Source organism: Alteromonas aestuariivivens, from assembly GCF_003367475.1.
In the GTDB taxonomy this organism is placed as follows: domain Bacteria; phylum Pseudomonadota; class Gammaproteobacteria; order Enterobacterales; family Alteromonadaceae; genus Alteromonas; species Alteromonas aestuariivivens.
In genome coordinates this window covers 70158-92911 of sequence record NZ_QRHA01000005.1, presented here as the reverse complement: position 1 = coordinate 92911, position 22754 = coordinate 70158, and the positions used below count along the sequence as shown (strand labels likewise).

The window sequence follows — 22754 nt, the reverse complement described above, 5'->3', positions numbered from 1 at the left end:
ATGAGTCACCAACCCATCAAGACCATAGTGGTCGATGACGAACCTCTTGCCCGTAAAGGCTTGAAAGCCCGCCTGGAGCGGCATGCGGATATAGAAATTGTGGCAGAATGCCAGAATGGGCTGGACGCCGTCAGTATGATTTCCCAGCATCGTCCTGATTTGGTATTTCTCGATATTCAAATGCCCGGCCTGAACGGTTTCCAGGTTATCCATAAACTGCGGGAACTGAATCAGCCTATTCCCATGATCATATTCGTGACGGCGTATGACAGTTATGCCATCAAGGCGTTTGACGTGCACGCACTCGATTATCTGCTTAAACCTGCCGATGACGAGCGTTTGGCCGCTGCGCTTGAAAAGGTCCGTGAATACTTTACAACGCAAAATCAGGATGAACAGTCCCGCAAGCTTGTCACTTTGGTGGCTGAACTGACTGGTGATGACTGTGAGGAGATTCTGCGTAAACTGGCCAGCGGTGAAGTAATTGAAACCAACCCTTACCCTGACGTTCTGGCGATTAAGGATGGTTCTGAGGTGACCCGGGTTGCGGTACAGGACATTCAGTGGATTGATGCCGCAGGCGACTACATGTGCGTTCACGCTCTGGATGGCATGCACATTATGCGTAAGACCATGAAAGAACTTGAGCAGGAACTTAATCCTCAGTGGTTCGTCCGGGTCCACCGTTCTGCCATTGCCAACATACGGTTTGTGAAAAAACTGGTGAGCCATATCAGTGGTGAATACCACCTGATTTTACAGAACGACACTGAACTCAAGGTGAGCCGCAGTCACCGGGACAAAGTAAAAGCGGCTATGCGAATGTAGCCAGGAGGCCGCATTTTGAGCGGCTTTTTAGGTGTTAAAGCGGTTACGTGTAACGGTTGTTCATTAGGGTTTCCAAGGTTTCTACCGAAAGTTTCTCCAATAGCTTGGGCTGGGTCCAGGTTGCTTCAAGCGGCACCTCCACTGCTTCTCCATTTTGCTCGCCGACCATTACCCCGGTGCTGCCTTTTGCTATCAGGGACACAGCGTAACAACCGAGCTTAACTGCCAGCAAGCGGTCCTGGCTGACCGGTGAGCCGCCGCGCTGAACATGGCCGAGTATCACCGGGCGTACTTCGGAACGGGTCTCTGTTGTCAGTCGTTCTGCCAAAGCGGTTATGCCGCCGGGCCATAGATTTTCTGTGAGCACGATGATGTAGCTGATGTTTTTACGTTTTTGCTCACGGCGTTCGTTGAGTTGCAGCACGATGTCTTTAACCGTTTTGTCTTCGCTTACAAAAAGCTCCGGCAGGATCACGTAGTCTGAAGCGGAGGCGAGTGCGGCGTTAAGGCCCAAAAAGCCGGAATGCCGCCCCATAACTTCAACCAGAAAAATTCGTTCGAAGGCATCGGCTGTGTCACGTACTTTGTCAATTGAATCCACTGCAGTCTCAATTGCGGTGTAGTATCCAATGGTGGCGTCGGTGCCACTGATGTCGTTGTCGATGGTGCCGGGTAGGCCGATGATTTGGCCTTTCCAGAAGCGGCCAAGGTGCGCAGCTCCGCGAAATGAACCATCGCCGCCAATCACCAGCAGGGCATCAATGTGCAGCTTCTCGAGATTTGCCGCAGCCAGCCGGGCAGATTCTTCGGATTTGAACTCCAGGCATCTGGCACTGTGAAGCAATGTGCCACCCCGTTGGATCAGATTGTGTACGACTTTATTGTTCAGCAGGCGATATTCCTGGTGCAGCAGCCCATTGTAGCCGTGTTCGTAACCAAAAATTTTGTATCCTGCACGTTCGCAGGCAAGAACGATAGCCCGAATACAGGCATTCATACCCGGCGCATCACCACCGGAGGTTAAAACAGCAACATTCTTTGTCACAGCAAAACACCCTTTTTGTTGTATTCAATCCATAAATTATTATTAAGGCAGAAAAAGCCAAAGGCGTGACGTTTCCCAACGGCCAGGCTCTGGAATAGCATGGCAGAAGCCAAAGCAAGTGCCAAGTTTGATAATGGGTTCAACACTGTGCGGAATTTTGCAGTAAACTTTTTTGCCGATTACGGGACTAACAATGTGGGCAGTCAGATCAAGGACATACAATGAAAATATGGTTTAAGGTGGCGTTTCTGATCCTGCTGGTAACGGGGTGTTCCTCCAAGCTGGCGTACAATAATCTTGATTGGCTGGTTTACTGGTATCTCGATGATTATGTAGAGCTGAACGACGCTCAGGAAAGCCTTTTTGACACCCATCTTCAGAATTGGATCTCGTGGCACAGAACGGAAGAGCTATCACGCTACATCACGCATCTGAAATCCCTGCGAAACGATATTGAAAGCGGCTCGCTAAATGAGGAACGGCTTCAGTGGCACATGAACGAGGCAACACAGCACTGGGCCCGTATTCGTGAAGAACTGAGCCCTGAACTGGCGAAATTTGCACTCACCCTGTCCGACGATCAAATTGTGCGCATGTTTGCCGCGTTGGAAAATGACAATCGTGAAGAAGAAGAGAAGTGGCAGGACAAGCAGGATGACTCTGCGGAAAAGCGCCTGGCAAAACGAAAAGAAGAGTTTTACGACAGTTTTAAACAGCGTATCGGTCGCTTAACCGATGAGCAAAAGGCCATAATAGATAAATATGTAACGCAATTTGTTTCCACCCATCTGCACTGGATTGAGTACCGCAGGGCGGTGCAATCAGAAGCCCGGCGTATCTTTGCAACCAGGAACTACTCTGAAGACGCTTTTATCGCCAGCCTGCAGGCGTTAATGACCGACCCTGACGCGTATCGAAGCGAAGAGTACACCCGGGTACGGCAGCAAAATAATCAGTGGTACACCCAGATGGCCGCAGAGCTGGCGTCGTCGTTAACGGCTAAGCAAAAGCGCAAGCTTATTGATGAAATTAGCGATATTATCAGCGATCTTAGTGAGTTACTGGATGATAATTGAGTGAGCCACGATGTTCGGCCCGTTTATGGTTTTTTTCTCGCACTGGTCACAGCCTTTTTGTGGGGTATATTGCCGATATTTTTGACGCTTTGTCTGCAGGCAATGGATAGCCCTACGATTACCCTTTACCGTTTCGCGAGTGCAGGTGTCGTGGTTGGCCTGCTTCTGGTTAAAAAGCGCCAACTGGGCGCCTATTCGGGTTTATCACAGGGCTTGTGGCTACTCTGCATTGGTGCAACCTTCATGCTGGTTATTAATTACGTGACTAACGTAATGGGGCTGGAGCATCTCAGCCCGGCGAGCGTTCAGGTGCTGATGCAGATTGCGCCGTTTGCACTTATGGTTGGTGGCGTAGTGTTTTACAAGGAACAGTTTAACCGAATACAACTGGTGGGGGCAGTTTGTCTGCTGGTTGGATTGGCGCTGTTTTTCAATCAACGGTTGTCGCAGATTGCTGCCTCAGAAAGCGAAGATTTCATTGGTATTGTGTTTGTCGTCGTCGCTGCGCTCAGCTGGGCGATGTACGCGCTGTGTCAGAAAGTGTTGCTGGGCCCCATGTCTGCCATGCAGCTTACGTTGTTGCTGTACGTATTCGGTTCAGCGATGCTGCTGCCGTTTAGTGAACCCGTTGACCTGACCAACATGAATTCGGTTCAACTCGGTGCTTTGGTATTCTGTTGCCTGAACACGCTTGTGGCTTATGGCGCGTTTACCGAAGCCCTGCGCATCTGGTACGCCTCACGTGTCAGTGCTGTGCTGGCACTAGCACCGCTGTTTACCTATTTGAGTATGCTGATTGCCGAGCAGGTGCAGCCAGCAGTATTTACGCAGCCGGAATTGGGGGGCGTTGCCTATTTAGGTGGCGTATTGGTGATTGTTGGTTCAGTAGTAGCGGCGCTGGGAAGAGAGCGGTTCCGGCCTGCGGCCTGAACCATACGCTGCAGAAGAGTTAAATCCGTTCAACTCAGTATCCGTTATTAACCTTTATTGGCAGACTGCCTTTTCTGCCAAATGTACGCCAAAAGTTTTCTAGATGTGGTCAAGAACCGGTGCCCACTGCACCCGAAGGGCAGGACCGTTAAAGTTTTGTGGCGGTATTTTTTCCACCCCATAGTGGTTGGCTAGATCTGCCCGGATTTGCTCTGCAGGGCCAGTTTGGCCTGCTGTGGTCAATACATTGAACCTCAGTTTGAGCAACCTAATCTCCTCAGATGTGTTGTTACGTACCACCCGGTTGTTAACCAACCATAATGCCTGCTCGTACTTGCCTTGTTTCATGCAGGCCTCAACTGCCAGAATAAAATTTCCCAGTGCAGTTTTAGGGGAAGCCAGGTCAAACTGCTGCAAAATTTCCAGTGCATTTTCATAGCGGTGCAGCTTTATTAGTGCTGCAGCGGTACTGTATCGCAACGGCACCGGAACCTTTTCCGGTGCACCAAATCGTTGTGTGACAAGGTCGAGATAGTCACTCTGCCTGTTTTGCTGTTGCAGTAAAAAGTGTTGCACAGCTGTGGTATGAAAAGCTATTTCACGTTGTTGTGGGGCAGGGAGAGCGGGGCGATTGGCGTACCAGGCGTCAATCTCTGAGTATGCCAGGTTCAACACATCGTGACTGGGGCTAAGTGCGTCTTTGCTTAATGCAACCAGTTCGCGCATTTGGCGGTTGAATTGTGCATTTTTGGCAGTGTCCGGGCGATAAATGGAATACTTATTCTGATTTGCCCTGTGAGCCTGGACCCGTAGCGCCATGGCATGGAGACGGTCAGTTTCGTCGGTAACTATGGAGCTGTTGAATTGTGCACATGCCACGGAACTCAGCAGTGTACCCACGCAGGCCAGAGCAACGAATTTCAAACGGAGCGTTTTTTCACTTTTTAACGATTCCAGTCGCAGTAAGTTTGCGCTGGCCTGGCTGTGAATGCTGGTAAATCCACTTATTTGAGCCGCTTGATTACTCGTACCTGAATGGCTTTGCAGGATAATTGCAGCGAGATCCTGGCTGTATTTTTCACGCTTTACGGCATAGCAATGCTGGTCACAACTCATTTCTACCAGCAGGTCAATTCGTTCAATCAATTTAATAACCAGTGGGTTCCACCAAAACACCCGCCTGGCCAATTGCGTTACCCACTTAAGGCCTGGATCACAATGGCGAAGGTGGGTGACTTCGTGTAACAATACCGAATGAAGCTGTGAGGAATTGAGCAGTCTGCGGTTAAGCCATATGGTTGGCCGAATAACACCTGTCGCCATTGCTGGCGGACAACCCTGGCAAATTTTCACTGAAATGCCGCATAAATAGTGAGCTTTGGCCGGTAAGTTGTAATGCACCAGTAATTCTGTCCGATCCTCTGCGGTTTTATTCAGACTGTCCAAATAGCGTAAGTAACGCAGCACATCACCAAAAAACAGCAGAATGCCTAAACACAACAGGCCCGTAAACACATGGCTGAAAGAAAACCACTCAACATTTTGGACAACGTTCCCCCAATGAGAAATGTTGGCGAAAACCTGCCCTGGGGTTGTATTAGAGGCCATCATTTCGGTGGGCAGAAAATAGTCGATGTTGTGTGGCAGCAAAGAGGAGGGGGCGAGGAGGCTGACTTCCAGATCATGCCATGGAATAAACCAATTGAGCAGTGCAAGCATCAATAGTGTTATCTGTAGTCTTGCGGGGGCTTCTTGAATGAATTTGACCGTGATCAGCATCAACACAGTGGTAGCAAAATTGGTTAACAGGTAGTCCATTTATTTTCTTACGCTATTGTTTTTTTTTGTCTTTCAGGTATTGCTGCAGATATTCAATTTCATCATCCGTGAGTTTGTCGTCGTCGATTATATGGGTGATAAGCCCCTTGGCACTACCGCCGAAAAACCGTTTGATAAAATTGGGTAGTACACTGGGCGTTAACTCTTCCTGTGTGACAGCGGCCTGAAACAACAGCGCTCTGCCATCCTTTCCTACCCGTATGATGGCCCCTTTTTCTTCAAGTCGATCAACAATGGTTTTCACCGTGTTGTACGCAACGGGCTTTTGCTCGCCTATCCACTGGTGGATTTGTTTCGCTGAGCACTGAGTCTGTTTCCAGAAGTAGTGCATTACATCCAGTTCGAATTCACTTAATTTCATATCTATTCCACTTGAACTACATTTGCAGTGCATATTGACTACAAATGTAGTTTGAAATGTGTTGGAACGTCAACCGTTTTTAATGGGATTCAGAAATAGTCTGTCACGGTGACTTTACCTCTGGTCATCCTGGCTAGCAGAGCTTCCCATTCTGAGGTGTCCCAATTTGTACGGTTACCCATTACAATGGCTTGCTCCAGGTTTTTAACTGCCAGTGCAAAGTCACGGTCGGGTCTGTCTTTATAGGAAAGGGCCAGCAGGTAAAAATACTCCGGATTGAGATGTTGCGACTTTTCCGCCAGTTCCAGGTATTCCATGGCGCCTTCAATGTCTCGTAGCGACGTGTTATCTGCGGTAATTTTAATCCTGGCTGCATTCAGGGTTGCGGCTTCGTGCCCTTTTTGCATAGCTGACTCAAACCAGAACAATGCTTTTTTCTCGTCTTTTTCAATCCAAGGGCTGGTCATTAGTAACTTTCCAAGCCGGTATTCTGCTCGGGCAAGGCCAAATTTGCTGGCTTCAGTTATCCACTTAATGGCTTCAGGGATGTCTTTCTGCTCCATGTAGAGTTCCAGCCCATACTCGTACATCGCAGCCGGATGCCCTTTTACTGCAAGGCTTTTCAGTAAGGTTTCCGCCTGGTGAGGCTGTTCTTCCATCCAGGGAAAGAGAACCATTGACATAGCGTATTCATACTGGTCTTCCAGCGTGTCGCTTTTCTTTGCGGTGCGCACAATTTTACGGGTTTCACCATAAAGTCGAGGCAGGTCTTCTATCAGGCCAAATTTATCGTTAGTTGCGGCACCCAAGTAAGCCCTGTTCACAAATTCAACCGGTTCACCTTTGAACTGGGGCTGCGCAAAGGGAAATAACTGGTAGGAATCGATATACCTGTTCACATAACCGGTTTTCTGAATTTTGCTGATGTGCCGGACAGAACCGTCGGTAGCTACGTCGTTCTCAACAACTAAGAACGCCGGTCTGCTAACGATAACACCTACAGGAAATACAATTTCACTGTCGATTTCCGTCATGTCGTAAAAAAACTTCCGTTCTAATGCGGGGCTACCGTTGAAGGTGACTTTGTAGTCCAGGTTTTGCTCGATGATCTTGGGCAGATACCGTTGTTGCTCGTTGTGTTGTCGCAGAGCGAATTCGCCGAGTAATTCATCTACCCGTGCCAGTTGTTCGCCATCGAGTTCAGCGAGCATCGCGTCTCGAACGGATTCCGCATTATGGTATTTTTGATCCGCCGCCAGGGAGAAATAAATCAATGAGGAAATAGGGTCAGCTTTCACACCCAAACCCTCAGAATACATCACGCCCAGTTGGTAGTAGGCATGGGCACTGCCGACCTCCGCACCTTCCTGATAGAGAGAAAATGCAGAATCATATTGCCCGTTTTTGAATTCCGTGTTCGCTTTTAACAGGTTGATAGATGCAGCCTGAAAAGGCAGCGTGATTGCCAGAGCGGTTATCAGGTTTTTGCCAATATATTTCATTTCAAATCCCTCGTTCCTAAGGTGTCTTAAACTACATTTGTAGTCAATGGTAACTACGAATGTAGTTTTATGTGCTGAGGGTGTCAAGTAAGTGGACGAAAAATGATCAGACTGGTGTGTGTAATTGTATCGGTTGCAACAGAAACAAATAGGATCTTCAGGCAAAGAGTAGTTAATGAACAAGGTTTGTTCAATGAAATCACACGCACAACGATAGCAGGCTGAAACGCAATGCGAAGCGGCTTGAAGTTAAAGCTGGCTATCTGACTTACGGTTGTCCTGCCTGCATCTGGGGAGTATGTCCGCCAGAACAGGCAAAACGCCGGCAATTCCAGAAAGTCAAAGAGGTGTATAAATTAATCAGGGATTGTTCTCATCAGATTTTTTTTCACCGATTGGCTTTTGATTGCCTTTGCAGATGGTATCAAAATCATCACGATAGTAGCGTAATTGCTCACATTCGACCTCAAAGCGTTTACGAGCGGTCAGTGCCTGCTGCGGATGACTGCTGTCATTCATAACGCGGGATAACTCTGAGCAAACCTGTTGCTGGTGCCTTACTTCGAGAATGTCTTCGCAGGCTTTGTCGTTTGTGCTGCAGGCCGATAGCGAGATGGCCACACCGGTTGCGGCCGCAATGCGGTAATGTAATGTCATGCAGAAAGTCCCAAGTAATCGAATAATTCGCCGCGCAGGTCATCAAACTTTTGTTGGTGTTCTTTGCGCAGCGGTATGTCTTCAATTAGTTTATAGACCCGTCTGCATTCTTTAATCAAGGTGGGTTCTGGTTTTTTCTGATTACTCAGTACCTTAAGTAAACACTGAAGTAAATTCAGTGCTACTCCGGTGTTAACCGGGGCAAATTGGAGTGCAAGGCTGAACGAATCCCGGGCCTGACCATACTGGCCTTTCTGGTAATAATCGATGCCTTGCCGGTTGTGTTGCTGGTACAGTGACTGGCGTTCTTCAGCCCGTTTGCTTTCATACTGCATCAGATGCTGGCTGTTAGGGTCGAGATCTTCGCCATTTTGCCGGAGTGTTTTAATCAGATCCTGCGCTTCATCGAATTCCCCTAAATCGTACATCACCTTTAAACTGTCGGGTGCAAAAGCCGTAGGGTAGTGTTCGTATTTTTCCTCTATCGCAAACTGGGACTGGAACAGATCCCGTTTGGCGTCGAGCATTTTACCGTCGAGGGAGTATATGCGTGCATTGACGACCTGCTCATAAATGTCCAAATCGAGCTTGTCGCTCTGACGGTTCAGAATGTCGTCAAATTTACCCCGTTGTAGCAGCAGTAAAGCCTCTTGCTGAAAGCGGTTTCGGGTACGTTTGTCTTCAGCATGTTCTGCAGCATCCAGTACGCTGCGTATGTAGCTGCACCAATGGGAAACATCCTGGTGTACAGTTCGCTTTGAGAGCTGCCAAATTGCCTGACTGGATTCGGTAACGAGCTGATAATCCTGGTTTTCCCTGGCGATGGTGCAAGCCGTGAAATGACGGGGCAATGAAAACGGCGACAGTTTTATGGCCTGACGAATAGCATCAATTGCACGTTCACCTTCTTTCAGTGCGTGCTGGGCTTCGGCAATCAGGTCATAGGCTTCGGCACTGAAGCGATTGAGTACCAGAATTTCTTCTCCGACAGCGAGTGCCTGATCAGGTTTATTTAACTTGAGATAGGTTTTTCCCAGCGCAATCTGGGCCCAGAGTACCGGTTTTCCTGTTTGATAGTTTTGCAGGATTTCGAGAGACTTCTCAGGCTGTTTTATTTTCCAGTACAGCTCAACCAATGCCTGTTCACAATAGCGGCGATAGGGTGAATCGGTATTTACCAGCATCTGACAGGCAGCAATGGCCTTATCCCATTGCTCTTCAAAGATAGCCCGGTAAACCACCAGCATGTGCTGACGTTTCTGCCAGGCCCGTGCTATACGTGATTTAAGCTGAGACTGGGAAAACGGTTTAATCAGGTAATCATCCGGACGTCGCTCCAGCGAACCCAGTACGATAGGGCGCGCGCTGTCAGCACTGATGAGCAGAAATATCGTGGAGGGCTTGATGAATTTACGAAAACGAAGCTCTTCAATCAACTCGTAGCCCGTTTTTTTGTCACTTCCCAAATGCAGATCGGCGATGATGATATCGAACTTTTGTCGGCGACAAATTGCGATAGCCTGCTCTGCAGATGGTTTGGTGACGACTTCCGTTGCACCCATGGAATTAAGCAGACCGCGCAATAGCAATAAGAACGGGCGCTGATCTTCAATTATTAATACCCGCTTATCGGTAAAATTCATGCAAACTACTCACGCCGTACCGGACTTCTTATCCAACTCTTCCGCACATCTTCCGTGAATTCAATACGCTAAGCAAGTATCAGAGTGACAATCCAAAGATTAAAGGTTCCATGTGATGCGCCGATAACCAAATGCAGTAAACGAGGGAGCATTTTTTGCACAACAGCATCCATTCAAAGGCAGTCGGCGATCACGAATGGTCGGGAAATCTTGCCCGCGCTGCGGGGAAGGGCGCGGTGTTCTCGCTGTTCCTGGCTATGCACGTCCAGCCTGGCCGTTTACCCTCGCGTATCAGTGAACCGGCTGCGTCTGATCCAGATAAGGTGGTCAGCCCTACCAACCAGTCCCACTACCGTAACCCGCCTTTGCAGACAGACGAACAGGATGTGGCACATTCGGCTGTTTCAGCCAAACTTTTGGCGGCCCGGCGCACAGCTGACTTGAGTCTGTGGCAGGCTATGCACCCAGAACCGCTGGCGGTGAAAAATGATCCTCAGTGGATAGATCCTGGTGTAATTGCTAACTGCAGCATTGCAACTCAGTCTGCGTTTCGTGGAGGCGAACAACCTTTGCGTGTCCAGCAGCCGGAAAATCTTGCTGACATAATACCGGTTGCCCAAACCTTGCTGAGAGCCTGACTGGCTCTGGCTTTCACTGGCCGCCTCTGGTATAGTCGCGCCCGCATTTTGCACTGGTTTTACGTTCCAATTAGCAAATAAAGGTACAATTTTCATGTCTCAATATGTTGTTTGCGCAATGTATAAGTTTGTTGCGCTTGATGATTTTGAAGCCATGCGGCAGCCGCTGCATAACACTATGGTCGAACTTGGTATTAAAGGAACTCTGTTACTGGCCCATGAGGGCATCAACGGTACGGTTTCCGGTACCCGTGAGGGCATCGATGGTCTGCTCGCGTATTTGAATGCCGATGTGCGTATTAACCCCATTTCATTCAAGGAATCGCTGCACGAAGAGCAGCCGTTTTACCGCACCAAGGTCAAACTCAAAAAAGAAATTGTTACCATGGGCGTCAATGGGATCGATCCGCGCCATACGGTGGGCACCTATGTGAAGCCCAAAGACTGGAATGCGCTTATCAGCGACCCGGATGTTACCGTTATTGACACCCGCAACGATTACGAAATTCAGATTGGGACGTTCAAACATGCCATCGACCCTAAAACCAAAACTTTTCGTGAATTTCCCCAGTATGTGAAAGAGCAACTGGATCCGGGTAAACATAAGAAAGTAGCGATGTTTTGTACCGGCGGCATACGCTGCGAAAAGTCCACCGCCTATCTGAAAGAACAGGGTTTTGAGGAAGTGTATCACCTCGAAGGTGGCATTCTTCAGTATCTGGAAGACGTGCCCAGGGAAGAGTCTTTGTGGGAAGGAGATTGTTTCGTTTTCGATAATCGGGTAGCGGTTAACCACGAACTTGAAAAAAGTCACTTTGATCAATGTTATGCCTGCCGGTTGCCCATAACTGAAGAAGACAAGCAGTCGGATAAATATGAACCCGGTGTGAGCTGCCCGCATTGTTATGGCACCCACACGGAGGAACAGATTGAGCGGTTCCGTGAGCGTGAAAAACAGGTTCAGCTCGCAAAACAGCGCAACGAAGAGCACGTAGGCACCGATGCCCGTCTGATTATGGAACAGAAGCGCCAGGAAAAGGCCGAAGCCCAGCGGTTGCGTGCCGAGCAGGCAAAGCTGAATCAGGCGTAGACAGCATAAGAGCGGGGCGGTACACTGCTTGTCCGACGTAGGAAACGATAAGGGACGCCCAGTGGAAGCCCAGCTATCTGATCAAAAAATTGAAGAAATCAAAAGCGATTTCAGTTTTTTCGACCGCGATGGAAATGGTCAAATCGACCTGCCTGAATTCATCGAACTTTTAACGGTCTTATCGCCAAAAACCAAAGCCAGTCACGTGGAAGAAGGGTTCAAACTGATCGACAGTAACGACGATGGTTACATCGACTTTGAAGAATTTCTTGCCTGGTGGCAGGAAGGCTGGTGGGAATACTGAGCGAACACTCTCAAGCGGTGTTGCAGTGGCTTTTATGAATGCGACTGCAATCCGCTGAGTTGATGAACTGCATACCTTATGATGTTTGGTACGCCAAAAGAGCCGCTTCTACTGGCTGCTAAATACATGACAACAGACACGGAAATCGGAAGCAAAACCAGCGCCTATCTGGTAAACGGACCGTGGTAAATCGCAATCCATTTTTTCTTTTTAAGTGATGAAAGTGATATGCTCCAATGTCACAAGGGCAAAAAAGTTCGGTTTACTTTTGCCGTTACTTCATCAATGTCGTATTCCCTACTGCCTTAAATACCATCCAAGCACCCATCGCGATGTCCTGCCAGAATAGTTGTTTTAGTTTTATACCAGTTTTGGTTTTGATCGCTGCTTTGGCAGCGTTTTTCCTGGTTAAATTCCTTTCAGCGGTTCTTTGACTGCGCGGTTTCTTTCGCAGTGTAAAAACCTTTCTGATAACTCTCAATTAAAAATTCTTCTTTGCGTAACCCCAAAATGCTGTCTACGATTGTTAACGAATAATACGTTATTATTATACTATTTATTAACAATTGGCGATTACCCCAGGAGTGGTGCCCTTCGTTTACACCTGAATTACGCATAAGCGAACGCACGGTAGTTGGAAGACGTGGTGAAAGCCACCAACAACCTAGGAAGATCTATGACAAGAAAAATTTATGTGGTTATTTTAGGTGTTGTGCTGATGGGGTTAGGGTTCAGCACATTTGCGGCACAGAGTGTCAGTACGCTGCAGAACAGCTATACGGGTAACACAACCTGGGATGCCGCCACCGGTACAATTACGTTTACGTCCTCGGGCACTATTGCGTTAAGCGGACGGCCAACGTATTTTGATACCGTTTGGGAAGTGCCTACATCGGTGCAGAAGGTGGTCATTAACAGTGGAGTTACCGTAACCGGTCAGTTTCATTTCTCCGCCAGCGCGACGGTAGAGGGTAAAAATAAAACCACATCGGTCGTATACGGTACACCCGAAACAAAGTACACAAAGAACCGGGAAGGTGTGAAGGCATTTGAGATTTCAACCTTTTACATTAGTGGTGGCACGTTGACGGTCACAAACCTGACAAGTCTCGACCCAAAAGGCTTTCATTTTACCGCCAGAGGTACTGATAAGATGAACCTGGATGGCATTCGTGCCATTGACAGCCGTGGTGGAGAGGGTAACAACAGCGACGGTGTGGTTGCGGGCGATGGCTCGGTGATTAAAAACAGCTATTTTGAAACCGGAGATGACATCTTCAAGGTGTATTATGGCACCACTACCTATATCAACAATGAAGTAAAGATGATCCTCAACGCTGTACCTATTCAGCTTGGTTGGGGGACCAATATTGACAACAATGCCAAGGGGATTTTTCAGGGTCTGAAGGTAAATGGTGATAGTGGCCGTGGAGCAGATGGACGAGCGCTAATTGTGCACCGAGAAGGAGGTTTGGCGCGCACAATTGAAATAGATGATTTAGTGTTTGAAAATCAAAATGCGACCGTGGTCAGTCAGCGAGAAGCAGGTATGAGCCTGAGTCTCACTGTAACCAATGCATTGATTGATGTGCAGCAGTGGGCTGGCTACTCAAACGGAACCGTTACCAGCAATATCTGCGGTAGTTCCTCAAAAACCAACTATTACGAATGCCGCAACCAGGGCGTGGCTGCGGGGATCAAAGTTCTGGACCACAAGGCGTCCGGTGAGCATCTGCGTTATCATACCTCAACCAATACCGTTAGCCTGAACAACAATGTTTCAATTTACCACCAGTGGGATCTGGTGAAAACCGATGGTGAATGGTTCCGACTTGAGAGCGAGGCCAACGGTAACGTGATGGGCTCAACGGATGGCCTCAATGTGCTGCATTTTAGTGCGAGCAATACCGGTTCTGATTACGAATGGAAATACGTGGCAGAAGGGGACTGGGGCCGGTTAATACATCGCACCAGTGGTCTGCGGTTACATATAAAAGAAGACGAAACCATGTTCAGGCTGGGGCCGAATACCTGGACCGGCGACAGAACACTGTGGCAACTTACGCCTTCGAACTGACCCGTCTTAAAGGCCGATTCTATCGGCCTTATTCTTCCTCATCATCCGCTTTCAATTCCCGCTTGCGACGTATAATGGGCAGATTACCGGCTTCGGTGCCCAGCATGGTTTTAACCCGTTTTGGTGTTGGGCGTACCGGCGCTGAATCATTGCTTTTCGCTGTTGCAGCGTCAGCATCACTGCCGACCTCATTTTTAACCCGTTTTTTGGCAACTTTTCCGCTGAATTTCGCCGGAGATTGCTCCAGAGGTTGGCATTCCATTGGGTAAGCTACCCGTGATTTAATGGCAAGATAGCTTTTCCAGTCTCGGGGCCCTACAAGCGAAATGGCAATGCCGTGCTGCCCGGCGCGCCCGGTGCGGCCAATACGGTGAATATACTCATCGGCCTGTTTGGGAAGATCAAAATTGATCACCAGACCAACTTTCAGCAAGTCAAGGCCGCGGGAAGCCACATCTGTTGTGACCAGAATACTGTACTGGCCACGACCAAAGGCGCTCATAATCTGAGCCCGCTGATTCTGTGGCAAATCTCCGCGCAGAGCGATGGCTTCACGATGTTGCTGGTTGAGGGCCGCAGTGATCCGATCGGTATCTTCCCGTGTTGCGGTGAACACAATAGCCTGATTAAAGCTGTGAGCGTCCAGCAGCACCTGTAGTAACTCGTCTTTATGTTCAACGTTGTCGGCAAAATACAATGACTGCTCTATATCCTGATGCTGTTCGGCAGCGCTGCCAATGGCAACCCGAACAGGAGATTTCAGCAACTCGCGTGAGAAGTGTTCCAGTTCCAGGTTATCCAGTGTGGCAGAAAAAAGCATGGTCTGGCGTTTTCGGTGATCAGCGTACTGATTAATCAGGTTCAGTTCGCTGGCAAAGCCCAAGTCCATCATCCGGTCTGCTTCGTCAAAAATCAGCAATTCAAGCCCATTAAGATAAAAACTTTTGTCTTTAAGGTGGTCTGCAATCCGTCCTGCTGTACCCACTACGATATGCGGGCTTCTGGCCAGCGCTTTGGCCTGATCATTAAAGTTTTCGCCACCCAGTATCAGTGTTGCTTGCAACCCCTGCCGGGCAATCAGGTTTTTTACTTCCTGGAAGACCTGTTTGGCCAGTTCCCGGGTTGGCGCCAGAATTAATGCGCGAGGATCCTGGCGGGAAAGGGCTTTTGTGGTCATCAACCTGTGCACCGCCGGGATAAGAAATGCCAGTGTTTTTCCGGATCCGGTTTTCGAAGAGGCGATGATGTCCTTGCCTTGAAGGGCTGGCAGAATGGTTTGTTGCTGGATTTCCGTGAGGTTTTCCAGGCCCCGATCTGCAAGGCGGGTAATGATTTTATGATGGACGGGAAGGTCTTGGATTTGCAAAAGGCTGCCTCATTGAAAAAACTGCCGCCATTATCGCTGAAATTGGCCTGAATACCAATGCCGGGGGCCGGTATTCAGGAGGATTTGGCGCCGTGGGCCATGGCCCAGCGACGCATAACATCAAAAAGGCTTAAAAAATCATTTCAGGAATATCACCCTCGACTATCAGACGCCCAGCGGTTTTTTGCCGGATTTCTTCAACAGCCACTCCCGGAGCGCGCTCCTTCAGGTGGAATGCACCGTCGGCCACTTCCATTACTGCCAGGTCAGTAATGATTCGGGTAATGCAATTTACGCCGGTGAGGGGCAGGGTGCACTGGGCTAATAATTTGGAGTTACCATGCTTGTCGGCGTGGGTCATGGTGACAATAATGTTTTTTGCACCGGCAACCAGGTCCATGGCACCGCCCATGCCTTTTATCAGTTTTCCGGGGATCATCCAGGACGCGATGTTGCCATACACATCCACCTCGAAAGCTCCCAGCACGGTGAAATCCACATGCCCGCCACGGATCATGGCAAAACTCTCTGCAGAGTTGAAAATCGATGCGCCGGTAATGGCAGTAACGGTTTCTTTGCCAGCGTTAATCATGTCTGCATCTACTTCCGCTTCACTCGGGTAGCGGCCCATACCCAGAAGCCCGTTTTCTGACTGAAGCATCACCTCAATACCTTTTGGTACGTAGTTGGCAGCCAGTGTCGGGATGCCAATCCCCAGGTTTACATAGCTGCCGTCTTTGAATTCCTGTGCCACTCGCATGGCGATTTGCTCTCGGGTCAGTGCCATATCAGTTCGCCTCCTTTGCCAGAACTTTTCTTTCAATGCGTTTTTCAAAGGAACCCAGTATTACCCGGTCTACGTAAATACCCGGCGTGTGAATGTGGGCCGGATCCAGTTCGCCGGGCTCAACAATTTCTTCCACCTCCACAACGGTAATTTTGCCTGCGGTTGCAGCCATGGGGTTGAAGTTCTGAGCGGTGTGGCGGTATACGCAATTTCCGTATCTGTCGGCTTTCCAGGCCTTCACGATGGCGAAATCGCCAGTGATTGACTCTTCGAGTATGTATGGCCTGCCGTTGAATTCCCGTACCGGTTTACCTTCTCCTACCGGGGTGCCGTAACCGGTAGCGGTATAGAATGCCGGGATACCTGCACCGCCGGCACGCATTTTTTCAGCCAGAGTGCCCTGGGGAGTGAGTTCCACTTCCAGTTCCCCACTTAACAGTTGTTGTTCGAACAGGGCATTTTCACCCACGTAAGAGGAAATCATCTTCTTAATCTGGCGGTCTTTTAGCAGCAGGCCAAGGCCAAAGTCATCGACACCGCAATTGTTGGAAACCACGGTAAGCCCTTTCACACCCAGTTTTTGAATTTGGGCTATCAGGCCTTCCGGAATGCCGCACAATCCAAAACCGCCGGCGATGACAGTCATGTTGTCATCCAGCCCCTGCAGCGCGGCGTCATAGCTGGTGACGACTTTATCGAAACCCGACATATAAGCATCTCCTTGTTAATACAAAGTAAACAAAAAGGAGTATCGGTTAGACACGTGGTTATGTAAAATTGAATTAATATCATTATTAATAAGAAAAATTTATTAAATGGCCATTTCCTACCGAAACATGCTGGCGTTTATCCAGGTGGCGGATTCTGCCACGTTTGCTGAGGCCGCAGAAAAACTGCATCTCACTCAGCCTGCACTTTCCAGCGCGATTAAGAAGATGGAATCACAACTTGGCGGTAAGCTGTTCAGCAGAACAACCCGTCGGGTGCAGCTCACCCCTGAAGGCTGTGCATTGTTGCCTGCCGCTCGTCGTTTGGTAGGCGAGTGGGATGAAACCTTTGAGGATATGCAGAACCTGTTTGCTATGCAGCAAGGCAAACTCACCATTGCCGCGATGCCTTCGTTTGCTGAGTCTTACCTGCCCGGATATTTAAAGCAATACCGGAACCACTGGCCGAATATTCGCCTCAGGATCCTCGATATCGTCATGGAACAGGTGATCGACAGTGTATTGAACGGCAAAGCGGAAATTGGTTTTACCTTCGAACCGGAGTCTCTGGATGGGCTGGACTTTATCCCTTTTTTTGAAGACCGCTTTATGGCCGTATTTGCATCTGAGCACCCCTATGCTTTGCAAACTAAAATCTCAGTTGAGGAACTTTTAAAGTGCCCGTTCATTGCTATGAACCGGGGTTCGGCAGTGCGCGGCTGGACTGATTCGCTGGTACCTGAGGGCTGGTTTCTCAATATTGTTGCTGAAACCGGTCAGCTCAGTTCTGTCAGGCAGTTTATTGCGCAGGATATAGGAGTGTCTGTGGTACCCCAGTTGTGCCGCGAGCAAATGGAAAGCCAGGGGCTTATCTGTTTGCCTATCGATGGGAACCCCCTGGTTAAGCGAGTGGGTATGGTTAAAGCTTCACGGGGCAGCATATCGGTCGCTGGACAGGCGTTGTGGGAGCAGTGCATGGCAAACTCTGCGGTGTGAGATAAAGTGGAGCCCGATCCCACCTTACAGGAGTGAATGCCTGCCCTTAATCGGTTATTGAATGGAGCCCGCCTTTCATATCACTGGTTAAACAGGCAAATTAGCCAATTCTTTCTTAAGCTGAATAGCGACGAAGGATTTGAATAGTGAAAGTGGCATCAACGCTTTCAACTGAAATCCGAGAAATCTGGAAACAGGTGCCCGCGAAACGTTGCTTATGACGCCATTCAAACGCAACCTCTCAAAACTGATGTTTTTCATCCTCGTGTTAGTACTGGGCGGACTGATTTTTGGTGTTGTCTATTATTTCAAAATGGGCCGCAACGAGGACACGCTCAACACATTGTTGTTCCGCGAACTGAAACAGATTGAAGGAACCATGTTGCTGAGCCTGGAAAAAGTAAAGGCCACCACCGATTACCTGTTGTCCTATAACGTTTCAGGCTCTGAAAAGGGGACAAGTGAAAGTAAAGGCCATCAAGGTTCAACGTCTAAAGACAAAGATGCAGAAGTTAAGGATTGTAAAGGTGAAAGTTCCGAAAAAACAGAATGTTGTGTCGAAATTAAAAGTATTCTGACGGAATCCGATCCGCAAAGGGCATGCTGCAGCAAGTATTTCAAAGAGAAAGCTTCAAAAGCAATCGAAAAGCTATCACAGTCAGGGGCAAGTGAAAGTAAAGGCCATCAAGGTTCAACGTCTAAAGACAAAGATTCAGAAGTTAAGGATTGTAAAGGTGAAAGTTCTGAAAAAACACAATGTTGTGTCGAAATTAAAAGTATTCTGACGGAATCCGATCCGCAAAGGGCATGCTACAGCAAGTATTTCAAAGAGAAAGCTTCAAAAGCAATCGAAAAGCTCTCACAGTCAGAGGATCTGGCAGACATAGAATTTAAGAAGTTTCATGTTGCCTCAGACTGGGGCTGGCTATCCGAATCAGACAGTGATTTTTCGTTTACCATTCCTGCCTTTGACACCATTCGTTTTGTCTCAAAAAAGCGTTATTCCGAATTCAGTAAAACCTTGAGCATCCAGCTCGAAAGCAGTATTCACAACTCCATGAAACAGCGGGTTACCCAATTTAAAACTGTTGCGCTGGTTACCGAGTCTGGTGAGGTTAAGTCGGTGGTCAATGATGCTTCAAAGCTGACCAATGATACCGAATTGCTGATTCGTAAAGTCCTGAACCCTCATGAAGAACAGACTTCCGGCACCGGGGCTGTTGCAGCCAGCCGTTTATCCCTGCAGGGGAGCCGGTTTGTTGATACGCAACTGAGTGACCGGGGAATTCGGGTGTACATCCATCCCATATTAGGCAAAGGGCTTAACCGGGAAGGCACCAGCTATTACCTGATTGGGGTGATTGAAAAGCGTGTGGTAAATGCCCAGAAGCTCAAACTGTCGCCTAATGTATTGATGTGGGTGATCATGTCGCTACTATTTTTGATCGCCATCATTCCGTTGATAAAGTTGCGCTTTGTGAGCACCACTTACGCCATTCAACAGGGTGACAAGAGCCAGATCGTGCTCGGATTAGTGCTGGCGACGTGCATAGTTACGGTGGGGTTATCACAGGAGCTGTTTTTCAGTTACTTCAAAAGCGTCAAACAACAGCAACTCAACCAGATCTACACAAGCATTCGCCAGGAGTTTAATGCTGAAATTCACGGCTTGCTTCAGGTTATCAATGAGTTATCGCCAGATACGGGCTGCAATGAATCAACTGAAGCGCATCTTCCGCAACAACCCTATAAAAACAGTCATTGCACCAACCGTGAGCTTGTTTCAGAGTACCCGGCGGGGACATTCAGACGCTCTTTCCTCGAGTCGCTGGCTGTCGTTAATGCAGACAAAAGTGTGAACAAAAAACTGCACATACTAAACATTTCGGAGGCAGTGGTATTCCGGCAGGAGTTGGATTTGTCCAAACGTGAGTACGTTCGGGCGGGCCTGGCTGACGATTACTGGAAAATGACAGTAAACCGCGCTCAGCCAATGAAATTCTTTCTGCAACGGCTCAATAATATTGAAGACGGGCGCAAGAACACTCTGCTCGCAGTACCCTTCGGCAACAGGAAGTTACCTCCAGATAACACAGGCTCAAATACCCAGGGCCAGGAAATTCCTGAAATTATTATCGCCGGAACCCGCATTACCAGTCTGGTTGACAGGATATTGCCGAATAATTTCGGTTTTGCCGTACTCAATAACAATGGCGATGTATTGTTCCACAGCGACGACAGCCTCAGTCTGATTGAAAATTTTTTCTCCGAAACCAACAACAATCCTGAATTACTGATAGCCAGCCATCATGAAGCCATGGCGGTTCCCACCATGATGAATGTTGACTACAAGGGCAGCCCCCACATGCTTGTTGTAGGTGCGTTATCCGGTGAAACCCTGTTACACAACGATGGCAGAAATCCAGTTATTCATACCAACGTACCCTGGCAACTGGTAGCGTTTTACAACCCTGAGGAACTCTACACCAACAATATGATTATGGTGTTTTTGGCGGTGGTTTTTATACTGATATTGGTTATTCCCTGTTTTTTGATTTTACGTTATTTGTCCCACCAGCGTTACTGGCAGGAATTGTTTGGTTTTGATGAAAACCGTGTAACTCGATATGCTTTGTGCGCCTGTTTAACGCTAGCATCCAGTCTGGCGGTTCAGTTCCAGCTGGGGGTAGTGCAAACCCTGAGTGGAAGGCTATTGCTGTGGGCACTGGTTGTCTGGTTATTGGCAGGGGTGTTTTTGTATCGTTTTTTTATACATTTTAACTTTTATCAACGCTGGAAAAAGCCGCTTTACTCAATTGGAATTGTAATTTCCACCCTGCTGTTGATTCATTTGCTTGCAAGCCAACAATGGGGGTTTGATGTCATAGGCATTAATCAGGCATACAGCGTAGCCGGAGCAGTTCTGTTTGCAGTCGCACTGGCAGCTTTTGCTCTGTTTAATGATGAAATGCCACAATCAGGTTGCCAGCGTCGAGTCAACAAGGCTGTGGAATCCAAACGGTACACCAAAGGATATGTCTGGTTTTTAACTGGTGTTATCTATCTCGTTGCGGTGGTTCCTGCGGCAATAATTACCTACAGCGCACACGACTATTTGTTGCAGCGCCAGGCTCATTTTGAACAACTCAACGCAGAACACAACCTTGCAGAACGCAAACAGGCGTACAACAAGTATCTCGCATTCCTCAATGTAACTAATGAATGTAGCAAGCCGCCAATTGACGCAATAATTTCTTCCAGGCTGGAAGAGCCGAACTTACGCGCCGTGCTGGCTGGTTTTTTCCCGCACGATGTGGTGTGTGAAAACACCAAACTGAATACGTCCTGTGAAAGCGGCTGGGCAAATTTAGTTAACTACAGCCAAATAGGAGTACACAACTTCACCGACAATCTGTTTGACAGTGTATTCAGTAATACTCCAAGTGATACGGAGTTTGTGAGTCACCTGACCTTTGCTGCCAAGCAGGATCTATCCACAGAAGTCGTCCCTGAACACAGAACTGAGCTGCGTTATCGAGCCGACCTGTTTATGACGGCGGCGTCCCGGTCAGGTATCGGCCCGCTTATTATCATGCTTATGATGTTTGGGTTACCGCTAACTATGTATGTGGTTATCCGGCAGATGATTGTGCAACGTATGTTGGGTGAACATTTGCATGACCAGTATCGGGTTATGCCGCAACGCACGAAAGGGGAGCAGAGCGCCGCAGAATTTCCGCAGCTCAATGTATCCGCTGCGCTGCAAAACGGCCATTCACAATTGATCCTCAACGCTTCCCGTAAAAAAGCCGAGCTGGAGTTACTAGAGCAGGTTGAAATGCTCTATCAGGACAAGGTATTCAGGGTGCATGACTGTCTTGAAACACATCATTGTCTGGATACGCACTCCAAAGAATTCTTGTTTATTGCCAATGTTACCGCTCAACGAGATGCCAATTTAAACAGGGCGCTGGTGGTTGCTGTGCGTGGACTGGAACAGATAAGCCAGGATAAAGAGCTCAGATATAACGTATATGAGCTGTTACATGAGTTACATACTATGCCCGGAGTTCTGCTCGTGGTTATTGCCGACACTGCGCCGCTATACCGTATTCTGAACCCGTCTGATTACGAAACCGGGGAATCCGTCGCAGCGCCGAATACAGACGAAAAAGCCGCCTGGTGCAAGCTGTTTTCGGAGTTTGATAAACACTATGCCTGGTCACCACTGCGTAAATCCCGGCTTACCAACCCATTTGATGCCAACGAATTATTACACCATGAGTGCCTGGCCTGGCCGGAAATATGTGAACTGGAAGCCAAGTTTAAAATGGTAACGAAAAAGATTAAGCGTTGTGCAGAGACAATTGAAAACCCTCTGGATCTGAACGATTACTGGTACCCGGAGCAGGTCATTGAGTTCATGCAGGAACAAGCCGGCCCGTTTTACCGCCGTAAATGGGAAGAGTGCACCGTTCAGGAGAAACTTATTCTGTGGAAAATGGCCCATGGGGCCAGCATTAATCCGGCCAATGAGCGGGTTATAGAACGTTTGGTAAGGCGTTGTTATCTGTATCGTGACAAAGGCTGGCATCTGGTAAACGAGAGTTTCAGGCAATTTATTCTGACGGCGGAAAAGGATTCGGTTGTCAGTCAATGGGTAGATAACACAAGTGAAGGTGCCTGGAGCGTATTACGGATCCCGATTTTTGCGGTGCTGCTGGTACTGCTGGCAATTTTTGTGTATTCAAGCGGCAGTTCGCTGAATACCTTACTTAGCATTGCGACGGCCACCTTGGGGTTAATTCCTCTGTTGATCAAAAACGTCAGTTTACTTAAAGGTGGCGGAGTGGAACTTGAGTAGCCAGGGCACAACTTCAGACCTGTAACAAAAATAGGGCAGGAGTC

18 protein-coding genes are annotated in these 22754 nt (G+C 48.4%); 9 read left to right on the top strand and 9 right to left on the bottom strand.

Annotated features, from left to right (window positions below):
• A complete protein-coding gene (locus DXV75_RS08000) occupies positions 1 to 828 on the top strand; it encodes a LytR/AlgR family response regulator transcription factor (RefSeq protein WP_115592888.1) in 828 nt (275 codons plus the stop codon).
• A gap of 43 nt (positions 829 to 871) precedes the next feature.
• Here DXV75_RS08000 and DXV75_RS07995 read toward each other — a convergent pair whose 3' ends face one another.
• The gene (locus DXV75_RS07995) at positions 872 to 1873 is read right to left on the bottom strand and encodes a 6-phosphofructokinase (RefSeq protein ID WP_115592887.1); all 1002 of its coding nucleotides are present in this window, start codon (positions 1871 to 1873) and stop codon (positions 872 to 874) included.
• A 221-nt stretch (positions 1874 to 2094) separates the two neighbouring features.
• Between DXV75_RS07995 and DXV75_RS07990 the strand changes: the two genes are divergently transcribed.
• Positions 2095 to 2949: a DUF6279 family lipoprotein gene (locus DXV75_RS07990; protein WP_115592886.1), complete on the top strand. Its 855-nt coding sequence runs from the start codon at positions 2095 to 2097 to the stop codon at positions 2947 to 2949.
• Positions 2950 to 3879, top strand: a complete 930-nt coding sequence (locus DXV75_RS07985) for a DMT family transporter (protein ID WP_245953150.1) — start codon at positions 2950 to 2952, stop codon at positions 3877 to 3879.
• A gap of 99 nt (positions 3880 to 3978) precedes the next feature.
• On the opposite strand, the gene DXV75_RS07980 is transcribed toward DXV75_RS07985, so the two are convergent.
• From DXV75_RS07980 to DXV75_RS07960, 5 genes are all read right to left on the bottom strand, one after another.
• Entirely contained in the window at positions 3979 to 5697 is a 1719-nt protein-coding gene (locus DXV75_RS07980) for a M56 family metallopeptidase (RefSeq protein ID WP_115592885.1), read from the bottom strand.
• Positions 5698 to 5710: 13 nt separating this feature from the next.
• A complete protein-coding gene (locus DXV75_RS07975) occupies positions 5711 to 6079 on the bottom strand; it encodes a BlaI/MecI/CopY family transcriptional regulator (RefSeq protein ID WP_115592884.1) in 369 nt (122 codons plus the stop codon).
• Positions 6080 to 6168: 89 nt separating this feature from the next.
• Complete coding sequence (locus tag DXV75_RS07970) at positions 6169 to 7581, bottom strand: tetratricopeptide repeat protein (protein WP_115592883.1); 1413 nt, start codon at positions 7579 to 7581, stop codon at positions 6169 to 6171.
• Positions 7582 to 7941: 360 nt separating this feature from the next.
• Entirely contained in the window at positions 7942 to 8238 is a 297-nt protein-coding gene (locus DXV75_RS07965; protein ID WP_115592882.1) for a hypothetical protein, read from the bottom strand.
• Entirely contained in the window at positions 8235 to 9881 is a 1647-nt protein-coding gene (locus tag DXV75_RS07960) for a response regulator (protein ID WP_115592881.1), read from the bottom strand. Before DXV75_RS07960 ends, DXV75_RS07965 begins: the two co-directional genes overlap by 4 nt.
• Positions 9882 to 10036: 155 nt before the next feature.
• Between DXV75_RS07960 and DXV75_RS07955 the strand changes: the two genes are divergently transcribed.
• The 4 genes from DXV75_RS07955 (at position 10037) to DXV75_RS07935 (ending at position 13990) form a co-directional block, all read left to right on the top strand.
• Entirely contained in the window at positions 10037 to 10519 is a 483-nt protein-coding gene (locus DXV75_RS07955) for a VC2046/SO_2500 family protein (RefSeq protein ID WP_115592880.1), read from the top strand.
• A 94-nt stretch (positions 10520 to 10613) separates the two neighbouring features.
• Positions 10614 to 11609, top strand: a complete 996-nt coding sequence (trhO, locus tag DXV75_RS07950; RefSeq protein ID WP_115592879.1) for an oxygen-dependent tRNA uridine(34) hydroxylase TrhO — start codon at positions 10614 to 10616, stop codon at positions 11607 to 11609.
• A 61-nt stretch (positions 11610 to 11670) separates the two neighbouring features.
• Positions 11671 to 11913: an EF-hand domain-containing protein gene (locus DXV75_RS07945; protein ID WP_115592878.1), complete on the top strand. Its 243-nt coding sequence runs from the start codon at positions 11671 to 11673 to the stop codon at positions 11911 to 11913.
• Between the two features lie 676 nt (positions 11914 to 12589).
• The gene (locus DXV75_RS07935) at positions 12590 to 13990 is read left to right on the top strand and encodes a glycoside hydrolase family 28 protein (RefSeq protein ID WP_115592876.1); all 1401 of its coding nucleotides are present in this window, start codon (positions 12590 to 12592) and stop codon (positions 13988 to 13990) included.
• 28 nt (positions 13991 to 14018) lie between these two features.
• Here the strand turns inward: DXV75_RS07935 and DXV75_RS07930 are convergent, their stop codons facing one another.
• The 3 genes from DXV75_RS07930 to DXV75_RS07920 all read right to left on the bottom strand — a co-directional run bounded on the left by DXV75_RS07930 (position 14019) and on the right by DXV75_RS07920 (position 16852).
• A complete protein-coding gene (locus DXV75_RS07930) occupies positions 14019 to 15356 on the bottom strand; it encodes a DEAD/DEAH box helicase (protein WP_115592875.1) in 1338 nt (445 codons plus the stop codon).
• Positions 15357 to 15486: 130 nt separating this feature from the next.
• On the bottom strand, positions 15487 to 16143 hold the full coding sequence (locus DXV75_RS07925; protein ID WP_115592874.1) for a CoA transferase subunit B: 657 nt from the start codon (positions 16141 to 16143) through the stop codon (positions 15487 to 15489).
• Between the two features lies 1 nt (position 16144).
• Complete coding sequence (locus DXV75_RS07920) at positions 16145 to 16852, bottom strand: CoA transferase subunit A (protein WP_115592873.1); 708 nt, start codon at positions 16850 to 16852, stop codon at positions 16145 to 16147.
• 106 nt (positions 16853 to 16958) lie between these two features.
• Between DXV75_RS07920 and DXV75_RS07915 the strand changes: the two genes are divergently transcribed.
• Together DXV75_RS07915 and DXV75_RS07910 are read left to right on the top strand one after the other, a co-directional pair.
• On the top strand, positions 16959 to 17846 hold the full coding sequence (locus tag DXV75_RS07915) for a LysR family transcriptional regulator (RefSeq protein ID WP_115592872.1): 888 nt from the start codon (positions 16959 to 16961) through the stop codon (positions 17844 to 17846).
• Positions 17847 to 18063: 217 nt separating this feature from the next.
• The gene (locus DXV75_RS07910; RefSeq protein ID WP_115592871.1) at positions 18064 to 22710 is read left to right on the top strand and encodes a hypothetical protein; all 4647 of its coding nucleotides are present in this window, start codon (positions 18064 to 18066) and stop codon (positions 22708 to 22710) included.
• The last annotated feature ends 44 nt before the right edge of the window (positions 22711 to 22754 follow it).